The sequence below is a fragment of the Duganella sp. CT11-25 genome (assembly GCF_047302815.1).
GTDB lineage: Bacteria > Pseudomonadota > Gammaproteobacteria > Burkholderiales > Burkholderiaceae_D > Rugamonas.
Genome location: NZ_JBKBFD010000001.1, coordinates 2993311 through 3012221, shown reverse-complemented (window position 1 = coordinate 3012221; position 18911 = coordinate 2993311). Strand labels below are relative to the sequence as shown.

10 protein-coding genes are annotated in these 18911 nt (G+C 63.8%); 5 read left to right on the top strand and 5 right to left on the bottom strand.

The window, feature by feature from the left end; genetic code table 11:
* The first annotated feature begins 25 nt into the window (after positions 1 to 25).
* On the top strand, positions 26 to 1519 hold the full coding sequence (locus tag ACEN9F_RS12800; protein ID WP_413420397.1) for a putative bifunctional diguanylate cyclase/phosphodiesterase: 1494 nt from the start codon (positions 26 to 28) through the stop codon (positions 1517 to 1519).
* Here ACEN9F_RS12800 and ACEN9F_RS12795 read toward each other — a convergent pair.
* Complete coding sequence (locus ACEN9F_RS12795) at positions 1509 to 4730, bottom strand: alpha/beta hydrolase-fold protein (RefSeq protein WP_413420396.1); 3222 nt, start codon at positions 4728 to 4730, stop codon at positions 1509 to 1511. The two genes, ACEN9F_RS12800 and ACEN9F_RS12795, sit on opposite strands and share 11 nt — an antisense overlap.
* Positions 4727 to 6592, bottom strand: coding sequence for a glycoside hydrolase family 13 protein (locus ACEN9F_RS12790; protein ID WP_413420395.1), 1866 nt, complete (start codon positions 6590 to 6592; stop codon positions 4727 to 4729). Before ACEN9F_RS12790 ends, ACEN9F_RS12795 begins: the two co-directional genes overlap by 4 nt.
* 606 nt (positions 6593 to 7198) lie before the next feature.
* On the opposite strand from ACEN9F_RS12790, the gene ACEN9F_RS12785 reads away from it, so the two are divergent.
* Positions 7199 to 9886 (top strand): TonB-dependent receptor, encoded by a 2688-nt coding sequence (locus ACEN9F_RS12785; RefSeq protein ID WP_413420394.1) that lies wholly within the window; start codon positions 7199 to 7201, stop codon positions 9884 to 9886.
* Between the two features lie 49 nt (positions 9887 to 9935).
* Here the strand turns inward: ACEN9F_RS12785 and ACEN9F_RS12780 are convergent, their stop codons facing one another.
* Positions 9936 to 10586, bottom strand: coding sequence for a glutathione S-transferase family protein (locus tag ACEN9F_RS12780; protein WP_413420393.1), 651 nt, complete (start codon positions 10584 to 10586; stop codon positions 9936 to 9938).
* Positions 10587 to 10733: 147 nt separating this feature from the next.
* Between ACEN9F_RS12780 and ACEN9F_RS12775 the strand changes: the two genes are divergently transcribed.
* Positions 10734 to 11309 carry a TetR/AcrR family transcriptional regulator gene (locus tag ACEN9F_RS12775; RefSeq protein WP_413420392.1) on the top strand — a complete coding sequence of 192 codons (576 nt, stop codon included), beginning with the start codon at positions 10734 to 10736 and terminating at the stop codon, positions 11307 to 11309.
* Between the two features lie 3 nt (positions 11310 to 11312).
* Here the strand turns inward: ACEN9F_RS12775 and ACEN9F_RS12770 are convergent, their stop codons facing one another.
* Both ACEN9F_RS12770 and ACEN9F_RS12765 read right to left on the bottom strand, forming a co-directional pair.
* A complete protein-coding gene (locus ACEN9F_RS12770) occupies positions 11313 to 13148 on the bottom strand; it encodes a M2 family metallopeptidase (protein ID WP_413420391.1) in 1836 nt (611 codons plus the stop codon).
* Between the two features lie 62 nt (positions 13149 to 13210).
* Positions 13211 to 15661 carry a TIM-barrel domain-containing protein gene (locus ACEN9F_RS12765; RefSeq protein ID WP_413420390.1) on the bottom strand — a complete coding sequence of 817 codons (2451 nt, stop codon included), beginning with the start codon at positions 15659 to 15661 and terminating at the stop codon, positions 13211 to 13213.
* A 175-nt stretch (positions 15662 to 15836) separates the two neighbouring features.
* Here ACEN9F_RS12765 and ACEN9F_RS12760 point away from each other — a divergent pair, with 175 nt between their 5' ends.
* Together ACEN9F_RS12760 and ACEN9F_RS12755 are read left to right on the top strand one after the other, a co-directional pair.
* Positions 15837 to 17165 (top strand): MFS transporter, encoded by a 1329-nt coding sequence (locus ACEN9F_RS12760; RefSeq protein ID WP_413420389.1) that lies wholly within the window; start codon positions 15837 to 15839, stop codon positions 17163 to 17165.
* 100 nt (positions 17166 to 17265) lie between these two features.
* On the top strand, positions 17266 to 18897 hold the full coding sequence (locus ACEN9F_RS12755; protein WP_413420388.1) for an alpha-D-glucose phosphate-specific phosphoglucomutase: 1632 nt from the start codon (positions 17266 to 17268) through the stop codon (positions 18895 to 18897).
* Positions 18898 to 18911: the final 14 nt, after the last annotated feature.

Here is an 18911-nt window from a genome sequence, read left to right as displayed (position 1 = left end):
GGTGCACCGGACGAAGAGGGACAGCATGAACAGCTTATTGCCGGCGCTGGCCGGCATCGCGCCTTGCTTGCTGGCGCTGTGGTACGGCCAATGGCAGGCGCGCGCGCTGCGCAGGCGTTGCGCGCAGCTGGAGGGCACGCTGGAGGCGCAGCGCGATACGGAAGCGCGGCTGGAATTTATCGCCCATCACGACAACCTGACCGGCTTGCCCAACCGCCTGCAGTTCCAGCGGCAGCTGGAGCACGGCGTGGCCTACGCGCGCCGCCACGGCAGCCTGCTGGCGGTGCTGTTTGTCGATATCGACCACTTCAAAGCCATCAACGACAGCCTGGGCCACGACGCCGGCGACCAGGTGCTGGCGCAGTTCGCGCAGCGCCTGCGGCAGTGCGTGCGCGAGGTCGATACCGTGGCGCGCCAGGGCGGCGACGAGTTCATCGTGCTGCTGACGGAGCTGCGCAGCGGCCAGGACGCGCAGCAGGTGGCCGAGAAGATCATGGCGGCCATCGCCGCGCCGTTCCTCATCCGCGGCGAACCGCTGTCGGTGGCGGCCAGCATCGGCGTGGCCGTGTATCCGGACGACGACGAGGACATCGAGGCGCTGGTGGAGAAGGCCGACCTGGCGATGTACGCGGCCAAGCAGCGCGGCAAGGGCGCCAGCCTGCGCTTCCTGCCCAGCATGCAGGCCAAGGCGTATTCGCGGCTGATCCTGGAGACGGCGCTGAAGCACGCGCTGGAGCACAATGAATTCATCCTGACCTACCAGCCCAAGCTGAACCTGAACCAGCAGAAGATCACCGGCGTGAAGGCGCTGCTGCGCTGGAAGCACCCGGAGCTGGGACTGGTGATGCCGCTGGACTTCCTGCCGGTGCTGGAGCAGAGCGCGCTGATACTGCCGGTGGGGGCGTGGGTGATGGCGACGGCGGCGGCGCAGGCGCGGCGCTGGATCGAGCTGGGCCATCCGCTGACGGTGTCGGTGCACCTGTCGCCGCGCCAGTTCTATCAAAAGGACATCGCCGGGGTGTTTGCGGCGATCCTGGAGCAGGCCGGGGTGCCGGGCCGCTACGTCGAGCTGGAAATCACCGAGGGCATGCTGATCGATAAGAACCAGGATTGCGAGGCCATCCTGCGCCAGTTCAAGCAGCTGGGCATGCGGATTTCGATCAGCGATTTCGGCACCGGTTATGCGTCGCTGAACTACCTGCGGCGCTTCCCGGTCGATGTGGTGAAGATCGATAAATGCTTCGTCGACGACCTGCGGCGCGGCGGCCGGCAGAAGACGGGCAAGGACGGCAAGCCGGCGGACGAGGGAGCGATGGTGCGCGCCATCATCGCGATGGCGCACACGCTGGACATGCAGGTGATCGCCGGCGGCGTGGAGACCGGCGACCAGCTGACGCAACTGAAGGCGATGGGCTGCGACGAGGCGTTTGGTTTCTGCCTCAGCGCGGCCGTCTCGCCCGGCGAAGTGGAGGCGCTGCTGGCCAGCCGCTGGCGCCGGGTGGAGCTGCTTACTTCCTGAAGAACCACGTCAGCGGCAGGTGCACCCGCGCCGCCCACGATTTTTCGTTGTGGATGCCGCCTTCGGCCTCGTAGTAGTACAGGTCCTGGTTCAGGCGGTAGCCCTTGGCCAGCATGGCGTCGCGCATCCTCCGCGTGTCCTCCAGTCCGTCGCCGCCGGTGCCGGCGTCGATGTAGAACTTGACCGGCTGGCGCGCCGGCACGTTCTTGATAAAGCCGCCGTCGTTCCACCAGAAGGAACTCGATACGCCGCCGGCCCTGGAGAACACCTCCGGATGCCGCTGCGCGATGTAAACCGAGGCGATGCCGCCCAGCGAGGAACCCATGATGGCGGTGTGCTCGCGGTCCGCCAGCGTGGGCAGGTTGGCGTCGGCCCACGGCTTGACGGTATCGACGATGAAGGCCATGTAGGCATCGAGCTTGCCGCCGCCGTGCCTGGCGTCGCAGCAGGGCGTGTATTCCTCGACGCGATCCTTGGTGTTGTCGATGCCGACCACGATGGCCGGCGCGATGGCGCCGCTGGCGATCAGCTTGTCCATCGTCGTGCCGATGTCCCAGGCCACGCCGTAGCCGGCGGTGGTGGCGTCGAACAGGTTCTGGCCGTCGTGCATGTACAGCACGGGATAGCGCTGCCGCGGATGCGCGTCGTAGCCGGGCGGCAGATAGATGCGCAGATTGCGGCTGTTGCCCAGCTGCGGCGAGGCGAATCCTTCGATGATGCGGATCGTGCCGGCCGGCGCGGCCGCCACCACGGGCTGCAGGTCGAAGCGCGGGATCGGCATCACGCGCACGCCATGGATGTCGAAGCGGTTGGACGCGCCTTTGACGCCGCCCGCGTCGGCGTAGGTGGTGTTACTTTGCAGGTAGCTCATGTTGTAGAAGTCTTCCAGCGCCATGCGGTAGCTGCCCGGCTTGAGCGTCGCGCGCAGCGGCGTCGAATACGACGGGCCGGCATCGGCAGGGGAGTGCGGCAGCTGCACCACGCCGTCCGCCACGACCTTGCCGTCGGCGTCCTTGATGTTCATCCACTTCACGCCGCCGCTGATGCCCAGGTTGATCTGGTGCGCGGTGTTGCGGTACTTGATCTGCACCGCGTAGCTGCCTTCGCGGTCGACCTTGAAGTCCTGCGCGAAGGTGTCGGCGGGCGCTCCCCAGCCGGCTTTGGCGGCGGCGATTTCCACGCCGGTGTCCAGGCAGGCAGGCGCGCTGTGGTGGCTGCGGTTGCCGGAACGGGCGTACATCGCCTCCACCGAGTAGCACAGGTTGGCCTCGGGCCGGGAGCGGCGATCGGCCCACTGGCCGGCGCTGATGCGCTGCGCCGCCAGCTTGCCGTTGCGGTAGATGTTGTAGACCACGCCCTTGCCGCCGCCCTCGATCCGCAGCGTCGGGAAGCCGTAGGTGCCGCGTTCCAGCTTGGCGATGCGCGGCTCGGCGGGCGCGTACACGGCGGGATCTTCCACCAGCGGCCTGGCGCCGACGCTGCGCTTGGCCTGCTGGCCGGCGACCAGTTTGCCGAGGCGGATGTCGATGGTGTTGTCGTCGGCCAGCGTGTACCAGGGCAGCAATGCGCCGGCGCGCTTGCCGTTCACCGTGATCATGTCGACCTCGTAGTAGCCGTTGCCTTTGGCGGCGGCCGGCAGCAGCAGACGCACCTGCATGCGCTTGCCGCGCACGCTCAGGTTGTTCAAGGTGATGCTGTCGCTGCCCGCAAAGGTTTCGCGCCGCAGCTTGGCCGTGACGAAGGGACGCAGCACGATGCCGTCGTCCGAGGTCTGCACGCCGAACACATCGCCGACCACCATGCCGAGATAGGCGCCGACAGACCACAACTGGCGGCGCGAGTTGACCACCGGGCCACTGAGCTTGCCATCCTTGAGCATCGGCTGGCCGGACAGCCATTCCAGGTTCTCCATGTTGGACAGGTTGGTCGCGGCGCCGCGCATCAGCGTGTCGTAGGCCGCATCGGCCACCGCCGCGTTGCCTGTCATCGCCGCCGCCTTCAGGCCGTAGGCCGTCACGAACGGCCACATGGCGCGATTGTGATATACCGCCGTGTCGCTTTGCTGAGGATAGATCACCGGCGCGCCCAGCGGGCCGTGCGGATAGTGGGCGAGGATGCTCTGCGCCTGCTTCTCGTCGGCGATGCCGGTGACGATCGCCAGCGACTGGCCCAGCCAGTCGTACTTGTACATCGGTGCGCCGTCGAAGTGGCCGGCGGTCACGCTGCTGTACATGCCGCTGTCGGCCTGCCAGAAGCGCTGGTTGATGGCGCGCTTCAAGTCCGCCGCCCATGCCTCGTATTTCGCGGCCAGCGCGGTATTGCCCTGTTCGCGCGCCAGCTGCGAGGCCAGCGTCAGCGCCTTGTAGTGGCCGGCGTTGGTCGACAGCGCCTTGGAGGTGGCCATGCTGGCCAGGTCGCCGGCGATCCATGGCGCGTAGCTTTGCTCGCGCCAGTCGAGGAAGGATTCCTCGCCGTTGTACAAGCCGTCGACGCGGTCGTAGATGGCAAGACGGTCGTTTTCCAGCGTGTTGCTCAGCGCCTTCAGCGCGGTTGCCGCGAAGGTCTTGCGCTCTTCCGGCGCCAGCGCCTTCAAGGCTTCGTCCGCGCCGAAGGCCCAGCTGACGCGGTCCGTGCTGACCGGCCAGCTGCCTCCGCTGCCGGTGTCCTGGATGATCTGCAGGCCGTCGGCGCTGCCGGCAGCATGCGCGCCAGGCTTGACGCCGTCGCGGTAGCCGGACACCTTGAACAGCAGCGAGTTGCGCACGCGCTGCGGGTCCAGCATGCCGAGGCTGAGCGAGGCCGCATACGACAGGTCGCGCGTCCACACGTAGTGCCACAACTCGCCCGTCTCGAAGCACTCGCAGGGAATGGCGTTGCCGCCGTTGTAGCTGCCGTCGCGGATCTCGCTGACGGAATCCTGCTTCATCTCGGTGCCGGCCAGCGCGAACAGCGCGTCGAACGCCAGGTTGCCGCTGCGGACCGTCGGCAGCGCGGCCGATTCCCGGTAGCTGATTTCCTGCTTGCCGCCCTCGCGCACCTGCATGGTGGTCGATTGCGTGTAGCTGCGCAGCGGGGCGGCCGCATCGGGCGTGGCGTAGCGTACGGTTTCCTGCTTGCCGTCCCAGGTCGGGTAACTGGCGACGGCCGTTGCCGCCAGCGCCGGCAGCGCTACCGCCATTGCTGCGCAGAGCGCACTCAAACGAAGCATCATTGTTCAATCTCCAGTATCAGTGCCGAGCGGGCCGGCAGTTTCACTTCACCGTCGAGCGATACGCGCTGGCCGGTGATGACGTCCAGGCCGGCGCGTGCGCCGTTCAGCATCTCATCGAAGCGCGCGGTCTTCAGCACGATGTCGGTCTTGTTCTTGTTGAAGGCTACCATGACCTTTTTGCTGCCATCGTAGCGGAAGTAGACGTAGGTGTTTTGTTCCGGACCGAAGTGCATCAGCTTCCCGTGATGGATGACGGCCGCGCTCTTGCGCCAGTTGAACAGCTTCTTGACATAGGCCTGCGCCGCCGCCTGTTGCGGTTCCAGCCCCGCGCCGGTAAAGGCGTTGACGGCGTCGCCGCGCCAGCCGCCGGGGAAGTCGCGGCGGTAGGAGGCGTCGTCGCGCTCCTTGGTGGTGCTGGTCATCAGGATCTCGCTGCCGGTGTAGAACTGCGGGATGCGCGGCGCCGTCGCCACGAAGGCCATCGCCATGCGGAACAGGTCCGGGTCGGCATTGAGTTCGCTGTAGATGCGCGACAGGTCGTGATTGCCTTCGAACAGCACCAGGTTGCCGGGGTTCGGATACAGGTAATCCTGCGACAGCGTTTCGTACAGATTGGTCAGGCTATGCTCGGCGCCGTCCGGGGCGGCCAGCGCGCGGCGCATGGCGTCGGTCAGCGGGAAGTCCATCATGCTCGGCATGTGCGAGACGTAGCCGTCGGCATTGCGCTTGCCTTCCTGCCAGTGCGCCACCACCGGGATCAGCGGGCTCCATTCCTCGCCCACCAGGTTCAGCTTCGGATACTCGGCCATCACGCTGCCCGACCAGCGGCTCAGGAAGTCGGTGTTCGAGTAGCCGTAGGTGTCCACGCGCAGGCCGGCCAGGCCGGCGTATTCGATCCACCAGATGTTATTTTGGATCAGGTAGGTGGCGACGAAGGGATTGGCCTGGTTCAGGTCCGGCATGCCTTCGGAGAACCAGCCGGCGGTGAAGTTGCGCTTGTCCTGTTCCGACGCATACGGGTCCTGCACCGCCACGCGGTGGTGCTGGGTCGGCACGAACTTGCCCTGGTAGCTCAGCCAGTCCGGCATCGGCATGTCCTGCAGCCACCAGTGTCTGGCGCCGATATGGTTGAGCACCACGTCCTGGATCACGCCCACGCCTTTGCCGCGCGCCTGCGTGACGAAGTCGCGGTACTCCTCGTTGCTGCCGTAGCGCGGATCGATGCGGTACAGGTTGGTGGTGGCGTAGCCGTGGTAGGAGTAGGCCGGCATATTCGATTCCAGCAGCGGCGTCGGCCAGATCATCGTGAAGCCCATGCCGGCGACGTAGTCGAGGTGCTCGGCGATGCCCTTGATGTCGCCGCCGTGGCGGCCATAGCCTTCGGCGCGATTGAGCTTGTCGGTCATGCCGGCGACGCTGTCGTTGTCCGGGTTGCCGTTGGCGAAGCGGTCGGGCATGACCTGGTAGATGGCGTCGCTGCTGTTGAAGCCGATGCGTTGCGCGGAGCCCTTGGCGCGCGCCTGCAGCGGATAGCCGTAGCGCAGCGTCTGGCCGCCGCGCTTGAAGGCCAGGTCCAGCTTGCCGGGCGCGGCGTCGGGCGCGATCTCCAGGTCGATGAACAGGTAGTTCTTGCTGGCCACCCGCGACACCGAGACGATGCGCACGCCCGGATAGGTCAGCGACGGCTCCAGGTCGGCGATCTGCGGGCCGTGCACCATCAGCTGCAGTTTGCTGTTGTGCATGCCGGTCCACCACGACGGCGGGTCCATGTGATCGATGCGGTAGTCTTGCGCCGCGCCAAGGGCGAAGGCAGGGAGCAGGCCGAGGCCGGCCAGCACCAGCGCCAGGGTGGTTTTCTTCATGTGGTCTCCGTGTTGTGGATGGCAAGTAGTCGTACTACAGGCTCGTACTTTTCTTCTTTCAAGGGCTTGTGCCTTGATTTTGCAAGAGAATACTCCGAAAGAGCGGCCATATCAAACGCGGCTCGCAGCATGAAATTTAGTCGAAATACAGAAATCTGGGATTTTCATGAGCACAGTTGTGTTCGCCAGGAAAAATACCCGGAATTCGGCGATTTAAGGCCGCGCTCGTCTGACGTTTGTTTTCAAAAAGAAGCATTTTTGATGTTAAAACTGTAGTTCTACTACATATCGATGGTGTGGACGCTGTAGCCGAAATACAACGGGAAACCGCTTTCTACGGGGCGAGACGCATAGATAGTGGCTTGCAAGGCGTAGGCGAACGGAAGTTTGATTGACACCAAATCTAGTTTTAGTACAGAATTCGTCGTAGAACGTCTTTTAGAACGTTTACTTCCTTGGATCCCGTGTAGTTTGAGGCGCCCCGAATGCGGTGCTGCTGAAGTTGGCGGGAAATTACTGTCGTGTGTGAGGGGACATTGAATGACTATTTTCGCAACTAAGCGCAGCAATGCTGCATTTCCACTGAAACCGGTTGCCGCGGGCTGCATGTTGTTCGTTGCCGCTTTCGCCGCGCCGGCTTACGCCCAGACCAGCGCCGCCGCGCCGGCCGCCGACGCGCCAGCGCCTATCGCCTCGGTGGTGGTTTCCGGCATCCGCCGCGGTATCGAGGACGCGATCTCGGTCAAGAAGGATTCCAGCTCCATCGTTGAAGCGATTTCCGCCGAAGACATCGGCAAGCTGCCGGACGTGTCGATCGCCGAATCGATCTCGCGCCTGCCAGGCCTGGCCGCCCAGCGCGTTGCCGGCCGCGCGCAAGTGATCTCGGTACGCGGCCTGTCGCCAGACTTCTCGACCACCCTGCTGAACGGCCGCGAGCAAGTCTCGACCGGCGACAACCGCAGCGTGGAATTCGACCAGTACCCATCGGAACTGATGGCTGGCGTGACCGTCTACAAAACCCCGGACGCCGGCCTGGTAGGCCAGGGCCTGTCCGGCACCATCGACATGCAAACCGTGCGCCCGTTGAACTTCAGCGGCCGTACCGTGGCGCTGAACGCCCGTGGCGAGAAGAACTCGCTGGGCAAGATCGGCAACGCCAAGGACACCGGCAACCGCTTCAGCGTCAGCTACATCGACCAGTTCGCCAACCGCACCATCGGTATCGCGCTGGGCTACGCCCACCTGGAAACGCCGGTGCTGGACAACGAAACCGGCCTGTACGAGCCATGGAAGCGCGACGACCGCGCTGGCCTGCCTTCCGGCACCTTCGCCTCCGATGGTATCAAGGCTGTGGCCAAGAGCGGCCGCAACGAACGCGACGGCCTGATGGGTGTTCTGCAGTACCGTCCTAACAAACAATGGACCAGCATCGTCGACGTCTACGCTTCGCGCTTCAAGAACGAAGAGACCGCCAACCAGATCGAAATCAACCTGGGCGGCTGGAACGGCGGCTATGAGCCTGCGGTGAACTACAATCCTGCGGTCGTCAGCGGCGGCACCATCGCCGGCGGCACCATCAACAACGTGTACCCGCTGGTGCGCGGCATGTACAACAAGCGCAAGGATGACATCCGCGCCCTCGGCTGGAGCAATGATATCAAGCTGGACGGCTGGTCGCTGTTCGCCGACCTGAACTACTCGAAAGCCAAGCGCGACGAGCTGAGCCTGGAAAACAATCTTCAGCTGAGCAACGCTGCCGACGGTCCAGTCCTGGATTCGGTCAAGCTGCTCTACGGTAACGGCGGCTTCTCGCAGATGACCCCGGGCCGCGACTACAACAACGCCAACAGCCTGTACGTGCGTAACACCATCTACGGTTCCGGCTACGGCAAGACCCCAAGCGTGGAAGACGAACTGAAGGGCTTCAAGCTGGTCGCCAACATCCAATCGTCGGGCGCGCTGGAAAAAGCGTTCTCCAGTTTCGACATCGGCGCGAACTACACCGACCGCACCAAGAACAAGCATCAGCCTGAAGGCAACATCAACCTGAAGGGTGCGCCGACCACCATCTCGTCCGACCTGTTCTACCAGTCGGCCGACCTGGGCTTCGCCGGCGCCGGCTTCATTCCAACCTGGAACGTGCCAGCCGTAGTCGCCAAATACATGACCTTCGCGCCGACCGACACCCAGGGCTACCTGATCGCCAAGACCTGGGAAGTGAGCGAGAAAGTCACCACCGCTTTCGCCAAAGCGAACATCGAAGCGGAACTGGGCAGCGACGTCAGCCTGCGCGGCAACATCGGCGTGCAGGTGCAGCGCACCGACCAGTCGTCGGCTTCGCGTTGGTTCGACAACACCACCGGCGCGATCAAGCCTGTCAACGACGGCAAGACATACACCGACGTGCTGCCTAGCATGAACCTGGCCTTCGGCCTGGACAACCAGCAGACCGTGCGCCTGGCGCTGGCCAAGCAACTGGCGCGGCCGCGTGTCGACCAGCTGCGTTCGGCGTTGGACTTCGGCATCGACACCACCAAGCGTGAGCCGGGCGGCAGCGGCGGCAACGCCAAGCTGGACCCATGGCGCGCCAAGGCCTTCGACATCTCGTACGAGAAATACTTCGACAAGAAGGCTTACCTGGCCGCCGCGGCGTTCTTCAAGAAGCTGGACACCTACATCTTCACCCAGACCCGTTCGTACGACTTCTCGGCGTACATTCCAGCTGGTGCGGTTGGCAACGATCCTTCCTTCCCGCTGCACACCGCCATCGGTAACTACTCGGCTGCATACAACGGCAACGGCGGCAACCTGAAGGGTGTCGAACTGTCGGGCTCGATGCCGCTGAACATGCTGTCCAAGTCGCTCGATGGTTTTGGCGTGTCGGCCAGCACCACCTATACCGACAGCAAGATCACGATCGAAGATCCTAGCGGCAGCATCGGCCAGCATATCCCGCTGCCAGGCCTGTCCAAGCGCACGACCAACCTGACCGCCTACTACGAGAAGAACGGTTTCGAAACCCGCGTCTCGCAGCGCCGGCGTTCGGACTTCGTTGGCGAGATCGGCAACTTCTCCAACGACCGCGCACTGCGTTACGTGGTTGGCGAAAACGTGGTCGACTTCCAGGTTGGCTACACCTTCAACAGCGGTTCGATGAAGGGCCTGGGCCTGGTGCTGCAAGTGAACAACCTGCGCAACGCCGCCTACGAAACCTACAACGGCGACCGTTCGCAACAGCTGGAATACCAGAAGTACGGCCGCACCGTGCTGGCTGGCGTGAACTACAAGTTCTAAGCTGACTTAGTCGCAACGATAAACGGCGTCCTTCGGGGCGCCGTTTTTTTTATTGGCCGCTGCGGTTTTTTACGCTTGGGTGCTCGGCGATCCTGGCTTGCCATGCCGCCAGCGCAGGGCAGTCTTCCGGTACCGTGATGCCGGGGAAGGCCGCATGCAGCAGCGCGCAGTAGACGGTGATGTCTGCCACCGAGAACTTGTCGCCGGCCACGTAGGGTTGCCCGGCCAGCACGCCGTCGAAGTAGCGCATGGCGTCCTTGAATTTTGCCAGCTGGCGTTCGCCCCATTCCTTGCGATGCGCCCACTCCGGGCTCTTGTGCGCCAGCAGCGCTTCGCCCAGGCCCGGCGTGGCGTGGTGGAAGTAGACGCCGATGGTGTCGATCATCAGGTCGTCGGCGCGTTTTTGCATCATGTGGATGATGGCTTTTTCGCGCGGCGTCGTGCCTGTCAGCGTGGGCTTGCCGTCCAGGTTATCCAGGTATTCGGTGATTGCGATGCACTCCGAGATGTAGGTGCCGTCGTCGAGCTCCAGCACCGGCACCACGCCGGTCGGGTTCTTGGCCAGGAAGGCGGGCTGCTTGTGCTCGGCCGCGAACAGGTCGACCTTGATGAATTCAACTTGCGAATCCAGGCCTTTCTCAGCCAGGACGATGCGGATGCGGGCGGGGTTGGGGAAGCCAGGGATGTCATGGATTTTCATATTCAGCTTTCGATGGTCTACCTTTCGGTAGATAGATTAAAATAGCTCAATAGTCAGACGTTTCCGGATTTGTCTATCTACTGATAGGTAGATAATAAGCCCGTGCGTTTTGTCGCGTCAAGCGATTTTTTCGACCAAGGGATGGATATGGCAAGCGATAAGAAGCAGGAAGTGATGACCGCGGCGCGGCTGATGGTGCAGGCGCGCGGCTATAACGCGCTGAGTTTCCGCGACCTGGCGGAGGCGGTGGGGGTCAAGAGTTCCAGCATCCATTACTACTTCCCGACCAAGGGCGACCTGGGCGCGGCGCTGGCGCGGCAGTACACCGACGAATTCCTGACCTACCTGGATGGCTTGCTGGCCGACGGCGTCGATTGGAAGGCCTGTATCGCCAGATACGCGGACGTATTCCGCGATACGCTGCTGCGCGAGAACCGCATGTGCATGGCGGGGATACTGGCGGCCGAACGGCCGGACCTGGCGCCGGAGGTGAGGGCGGAGGTGGAGCGCTTCACGATGCTGATCGTGGACTGGCTGGCGCGCGTGCTGGCGGTCGGCAAGCCGAAGATGGATGCGGCGGCGGTGAAGGCGCAGGCGTTTGCCGTGTTCTCGGCGATCGAAGGCGCGCAGCTGGTGGCGCGGGGATGCGACGATGTGAAGGTGTTCGACAACACGCTGGCTGCGTACCGGGCGGCTGGTCTGCTGCCCGATACGCAGGGTTAGTACTTACTTCTTCTCAGCCGCCGAGAAGGCGGCGTTTTGCTGGTCCAGCCAGGTCTTCAGCGGAGCGAAGTAGTCGAGCAGCGCACCGCCGTCGATCTTGTCTTCGCCGGAGATGGCTTTCAGCGCTTCCGGCCACGGCTTGCTGGCGCCCAGTGCCAGCATCTGCTGCAGCTTGGCGCCGGCCTTGGCGTTGTCGTACACCGAGCAGCGGTTCAGCGGGCCGCTGTAGCCGGCCTCGCGGCACAGCGCGCGGTGGAACTGGAACTGCAGCATGTCGGCGAGGAAGTAGCGCGCATACGGCACGTCGGCCGCCACGTGGTACTTGGCGCCGGCGTCGAAGCCGGCGATGCCGTTGACGGCCGCTGGACGCTTCATGCCCATGTACTGCTCGCGCAGCTGCCACCAGCTCTTGTCGTAGTCGGCCGGCTTGGTCTTGCCCGAGTAGACGTCCCAGCGCCATTTGTCCACCGAGTAGGCGAACGGCAGGATCGCGACCTTGCTCAGCGCGCGTTCCAGCAACTGCGGGATGTCGGCGTTGACGTCCGGCTCCTGGTCCATCAGGCCGACCTTCTTCAGGTAGCCCGGCGTGATCGACAGCGCGACGGTGTCGCCGATGGCTTCGTGGAAGCCGTCGTTGGCGCCGTTGCGGAACAGGAAAGGCTGCTTGGTGTAGCCGAGGAAGTAGTAGACGTGTCCCAGCTCGTGGTGGATGACGGTGAAGTCTTCCGCCGTCGGCGTGATGCACATCTTGATGCGGACGTCGTCCTTTTCATTCAGCGGCCATGCGGAGGCGTGGCACACCACGTCGCGGTCGCGCGGCTTGGTCAGCAGCGAGCGTTCCCAGAACGACTCCGGCAGCTTCTGCATGCCCAGCGAGGTGTAGAAGCGCTCGGCGTACTGCGTCATCTGCCTGGCGTCGGTCTTGCGCTCTTCCAGCACCTTGGTCAGGTCATAGCTGTTGGCGCCGCCGGCCGGCTTGAGGATCGGGTACAGGTTGGTCCAGGTCTGGCTCCACATATTGCCGAACAGGTGGGATGGGATCGGGCCGGTCAGCGGCACCACGTCCGGGCCGTAGGTCTGGCGCAGCTTGTAGCGGGTGTAGGTGTGCAGCGCGTCGTACAGCGGCTTGACCTGTTGCCACAGGCGTTCCATCTCGGCGGAGAAGGCTTCCGGCGGCATGTCGTACTGCGAACGCCACATGGTGCCGGTATCGGCAAAGCCCATCTGCTTGGCGCCCTTGTTGGACAGCGCGACGTATTCGGTGTATTTCTGCTTGTAGGCCGGCGATTGCGCGTGCCAGCCGAGCCACATTTCCTTCAGCTTGGCTTCGTCGTGGCTGTTGGCCAGGACCTTTTCCATTTCGCCCAACGCCATGCAGGCGTCGGCGGGCGAGCCGTCGGCTTTCTTCGGGCAGTACTTGGCCTTGCCGTAGGCGCCGTTCATGGCGGCCTGCAGCTGGGCATACTGTTCGCGTTCCTTCGGATCGGCGAAGACCAGCGTCTGCTGCAGCAGCATCATCTTGCGCGCGGATTCAGGCGACAGCTTCAAGCCGTTGAAACGGCGCGCGCCGATCGCCGCTTCGCCCGACGCCGTCAGATAGCGTTCGGCGAAGTAGGAGGCGATGGCTTCCGTGTCGTCGGTGATGAAGTTGGAACCGACCCAGGCGCCGCGTGCCTGTTCGTTGTTCAGCTTATTGAGTTTTTCTTCGGTGTCGGCCAGGAAGCGCTCGGCTTCGGCGACGGTGGGCTTCTGTGCGGGGGCGGCCAGCACGGTAGTGCTGGCGGCTGTCATGGCGCTCGCCATCAACAGCGTGCTGATAATTTTTGATGTCACTTGCATCTCCCTTGGTGATCTTGTCGGCCATCGAACCGGTTGATTCGATGGCCGACAATGATACACGCTTACAGGGCGATGTCGACACTCCGGCCGGCCTGGTCGCTGGCCTGCATGTCGACGGTCAGCAGTTTTCTTTCCGCGTCCCAGGCGAACACCGCGACCTTGCCGTCGATACGCACCGCCGACGGCTTGGCCGTGACGTTATGCACCTGCAGCGCGATGCCGCGTTCCGGACGCTGGTACTGCTTGCCGGTCTCGGATTCGATACGCAGCGACAGCGTCTTGCCCTGCAGCTTGCTGGCGAAGTGCAGCAGCTCGTACTTGCCTTGTTCGTAGGCTTGCGCGGTCAGGCCGTCGTCGTCATACAGCTTGCCGGCGCCGGCCTTGACCGAAGCGTCGTGGTAGTAGTGCAGCTCGATGTTCTTGGTCGAATAGTCGCGCGTGGTCTGCACAGGTTTGACCATCGGGATGAAGGCGCCTGCGCGCACGTAGACCGGCACGTGATCGGCCGCCAGCTTCACCGTGCGGGTGGCGCCGCCGGCCTGCTTCTCGCCGCTATAGAAGTCGAACCATGCGCTGCGGACGGGGAAGTAGACCTCGGCCGTGGTGGCGCCTTGCTTGAGCACCGGCGTGACCAGGAAGTCCTTGCCCCACAAGTAGCTCGATGACATGGCGCGCACCCTGGCGTTGCGCGGCTCTTCGTAGAGCATGGGGCGCATCAGCGGCAGGCCTTTCTGGTTATTGTCGAAGCCCAGCGTGTAGTTGTATGGCAGCAGGCGATAGCGCAGGCGGACGGCGTCGCGCGCCAATGCCTTGGTGGCGTCTTCGCGGTAGACCGGCTCCGACGGCACTTCTTCCTGCGCATGCGGGCGGAATACCGGCTGGAACACGCCGTACTGCAGCCAGCGCGTGTACAGCTCATTGTCCAGCGTCGGGTTGGCGAAGCCGCCCAGGTCCGAGTGCATATAGCCGGCGCCCTGCATGCCCATCTGCAGCGCGATCTCCGGCTGCGATTGCAGGCCGCCCCAACCCCGGTCGACGTCGCCGGACCATGGGATGATGCCGTAGCGTTGCGTGCCCGAGTAACCGGCGCGCATCAGGATGAACGGACGCTCGGTCGGGAAGTCCTGCTTGTAGCCGTCGGCCACCAGGCCGGCCCATTGGTGGCCGTAGATGTTGTGCACCTCGTCGGCGCTGGCGCCGTTCGCATGGCGCATCGCGGTTGGATGTACTTCCGGTTCGCCCAGGTCGCCCCACACGCCGGTCACGCCTTGCTGGCGCAGGCCCTTGTAGATGCTCCAGAACCAGTCCTTGCCCGGCTTGCCGAAGATGTCGATCAAGCCGGTGTGGCCGAAGAAGAAATCGTAGGCCAGCGGCTTGCCGTCGGCATCGGTGCCGAGCACTTTCCTGTCGACCGCCTCCTGCCAGCGGCTGGACGTATCGACCACGAACGGCTCGGTGATCACCACCGTTTGCACGCCTTTTTTCTGGAAGTCGGCGATCATGCCTTCCGGGTTGGGGAAGCTGCCCTTGTCCCAGGCCAGGTTGCCCATCGTGCCCTTGACCTCCTTGCCGAACCAGTACAGGTCGAACACGATGGCGTCGAGCGGGATGCCGTCGGCGATGAACTTGTCCACGGTCTCGCGCGCGAACCGCTCGTCGCGGTAGCCGAAGCGCATGGCGAAGTTACCGAAGGCCCAGCGCGGCGGCAGCGGTTGCTTGCCGGTCAGGCTGGTGTAGTTGCCGACCACGTCTTCCCATGTGTCGCCGGCGATGACCTGGTAGGTCTTGCGGCCGCCGATGGTTTCGTAGGTCAGGCTGTTGTTCTTCTTGCTGTCGAAATCCAGGTAGCCGGTTTGCGCGTTGTCGAAATGGATGGCGTACATCTTCGACGACATCGCCAGCGGCATCGCGTAGCCCATCTGTTCCGACTTGTCGCCGTAGCCGTAGTGCGCCTTGTTATATAAGGTGAAGCGGTGGCCGCGGCGGTTCATGCCGACCGCGCGTTCGCCGGCGCCGTACAGGGCTTCGTCCTTGTCGAGCGCGAACTCGATGGCTTCCAGTTCGCGCGCTTCGCCTTTATTGATATCCTTGCTGCCGGTGGCGACGCTGTCCTTTACGCGCACATAGCCGTGCTTCTCGGCGACCAGCTGCTTGCCCTTGTAGGCGTAGGCGATCTTGAAAGGCGACTTGGTAATGGTGACGACGATGCCGGGTGTGGCATATTCGATGCTGGCGGCTTTTTGCGTCAGCGTGGTTTTGACCGCGGCCGGCGCCAGCACCACCGCGTGCGATGCCGGGTCGGCCTTTTCGCCCTTCGGCACAAACGTGGTCTCGACGATGGCGGCGGAGTAGGGCTTGATCAGGTAGCTGCCGTCGCTGGTGCGGACTTCCAGCTGATTGTCCGTGCGGGTGACGCCGTCGAACTTGCGGTCGGCGTTTTGTGCCTGTGCGGCGTGGCAGGCCAGCAGCGCCAAGGGCAGTGCGGCCAGTTTGGGGAAAGAAAGGGTTGTCATGTAGATAATCGGCTCTCTGGGTTGTCTTATATTTTGTTGTTTGGCTACATTTGACTACAAAATCCGGTCCTTGGGATGGCTTCAGCCCTTTATTTTACTGGGAAACTCTTTCAATTGACACATATGGGGTAGCGTGTTATTTTGCTACAAATTTCAAATATTCGGGACGCGCAGCATGCATTCTTCCAGCAGCAAGCCCATACTGTCGTTCTGGCAGTTGTGGAACATGAGTTTTGGCTTCTTCGGCATTCAATTCGGCTTCGCGCTGCAGAATGCCAACACCAGCCGCATTTTCTCCACCCTGGGCGCCAATCCCGACGACCTGTCGCTGTTCTGGCTTGCCGCGCCGGTCACCGGTTTGCTGGTGCAGCCCGTCATCGGCTACCTGAGCGACAACACCTGGCATCCGAAGTGGGGCCGCCGCCGTCCATTCTTCTTCATCGGCGCCTTGCTGGCGTCGATCGCGCTGTTCCTGATGCCGAATTCCTCCGCCTTGTGGATGGCCGTCGCCGTCCTGTGGCTGATGGACGGCGCCATCAACGTGTCGATGGAGCCGTTCCGCGCCTTCGTCGGCGACAAGCTCGGACCGTCGCAGCAGACCGCCGGCTTCGCGATGCAGACCTTCTTCATCGGCTGGGGCGCGGTGATCGCCTCGCTGCTGCCGACCATCTTCGCCGACCTGCTGGGCGTGAGCAATGTGCCGGTCAACGGCGGCATCCCGGACACCGTGCGCTACTCCTTCTACTGCGGCGGCGCGATCTACATGGCCGCCGTGATGTGGACCGTGCTGACCGCCAAGGAAGCGCCGCCCGACAACCTGGAAGCCTTCCGCGCGGAGCAGCTCCGGAGCAAGGGCCTGGGCCATGCGATCAAGGAGATCCTGGGCGGCTTCACCAAGATGCCGAAGACGATGGTGCAACTGGCCGGCGTGCAGTTCTTCACCTGGATCGCGCTGTTCGCGATGTGGATCTACACCACCAACGCCATCGGCGAGAACGTGTTCGGCACCACCGATGCGCAGTCGGCCGCCTTCCAGGAAGCGGGCAACCGCGTCGGCGTGATGTTCGCGGTGTACAGCGGCGTGTCGGCGCTGGCGGCCTTCATCCTGCCGGTGTTTGCGCGCCGCACCAGCCGCAAGCTCGTGCACATGACCTGCCTGCTGATCGGCGGCGTGAGCCTGATCAGCATCTACGCCATCCATGACCTGAACCTGCTGTTCGTGCCGATGATCGGCGTCGGCATCGCATGGGCCAGCATCCTGACCATGCCGTATGCGATCCTGGCCGGCGCGCTGCCCGCCAACCGCATGGGCTACTACATGGGCGTATTCAACTTCTTCATCGTGATTCCGCAAATCGTCAGCGGCCTGCTGCTGGGCTTCGCCACCAAGCATCTCTTCATGGGCCACAGCGTCAAGACGCTGATGCTGGGCGGCCTGTGCATGGTGATTGCCGGCGTGCTGACGCTGACTGTGCGCGATAACGCGGAGCCGGTTGGCAAATGAGCTAAGATTGTTCGCGAGACAAGTTATTTGTGCGACGCGATTTTGCCGGAACAGGTAAAACCGTTGCAGTGAATCTGTCACTTACCTACGCGGAGCGAACATGAGCATTCAGACGGTCAGCACCACTTCCTTCCCCGGCCAGCGGCCGGGGACTTCCGGCCTGCGGAAAAAAGTCACGGTCTTCCAGCAGCCGCACTATCTCGAAAATTTCGTGCAAAGCGTATTCGATACGCTGGGCGACTGCGCCGGCAAGACGCTGGTGCTGGGCGGCGACGGCCGTTTCCACAACCGCGACGCGGTGCAGACCATCCTGCGCATGGCGGCCGCGCATGGCTACGCCAAGGTGCTGGTGGGACAGGGCGGCATCCTGTCGACGCCCGCCGTCAGCTGCGTGATCCGCAAGCGCGGCGCGCTGGGCGGCATCGTGCTGTCGGCCAGCCATAACCCGGGCGGACCGGATGGCGACTTCGGCATCAAGTACAACATCGCCAACGGCGGCCCGGCGCCGGAGAGCGTGACCGAGGCGATCTACCAACACACCGAAACCATCAGGCAGTACCGCATCAGCGACGCCGCCGCGATCGACCTGAATCGCCTGGGGACTTCGCACATCGAGCAGACCGAGATCGAGGTGATCGATTCCGTCGCCGATTATGCGGAACTGATGGAGCGGCTGTTCGATTTCGACGCCATCCGCAAGCTGTTCGGCGGCGGCTTCCGCATGTGCTTCGACGGCATGCACGCGGTCTCCGGCCCGTACGCCAAGGCGATCCTCGAAGACCGCCTGGGCGCCCCGGCCGGCACCGTCATCAACGGCGTGCCGCTGGAGGATTTCGGCGGCCACCATCCTGACCCGAATCCCGTCAACGCCGCGCAGCTGATCGCGCTGATGGCCGCCGATGACGCGCCGGACTTCGGCGCCGCATCGGACGGTGACGGCGACCGCAACATGATCGTTGGCCGCAAGTTCGACGTCACGCCGTCCGACAGCCTGGCCGTGCTGGCCGCGAATGCGACCGTGGCGCCGGGCTACCGCGCCGGCCTGAAAGGCATCGCCCGTTCGATGCCGACCTCGCAGGCCTCGGACCGCGTGGCCGAGGCGCTGGGCATCCCGAGCTACGAAACACCGACCGGCTGGAAGTTCTTCGGCAACCTGCTGGACGCCGGCAAGGCGACGCTGTGCGGCGAGGAGAGCTACGGCACCGGCTCGGACCACATCCGCGAGAAGGATGGCCTGTGGGCAGTGCTGTTCTGGCTTAACCTGCTGGCCGTCAGCGGCAAGTCGGTCGAGCAGCTGGTGAGCGAGCATTGGGCGCGCTTCGGCCGCAACTACTATTCGCGCCACGACTACGAGGCGGTGGAGTCCAAGGCCGCCAATGAGCTGATCGTCTCCCTGCGCATCAAGCTGGCCACGCTGGCGGGGCGGGACCTGGGCCATTACGTGGTCGATTTCGCCGACGATTTCGAATACACCGATCCGGTCGACGGCTCGGTGTCGAAACAGCAGGGCATCCGCATCGTGATGACCAACGGCTCGCGCATCGTGTTCCGCCTGTCGGGCACCGGCACCGAGGGGGCGACGCTGCGCGTGTATTTGGAGCGCTACGAGGCCGATCCAACCTATCACCACCTGCCTACCCAGCAGGCCTTATCCGCATTGATCCTGATCGCAGAGCAGGTCGGCGGCATCACCGGATGGACAGGGCGCGCGCGCCCGACCGTCACTACATAAAACCACTATAAGGA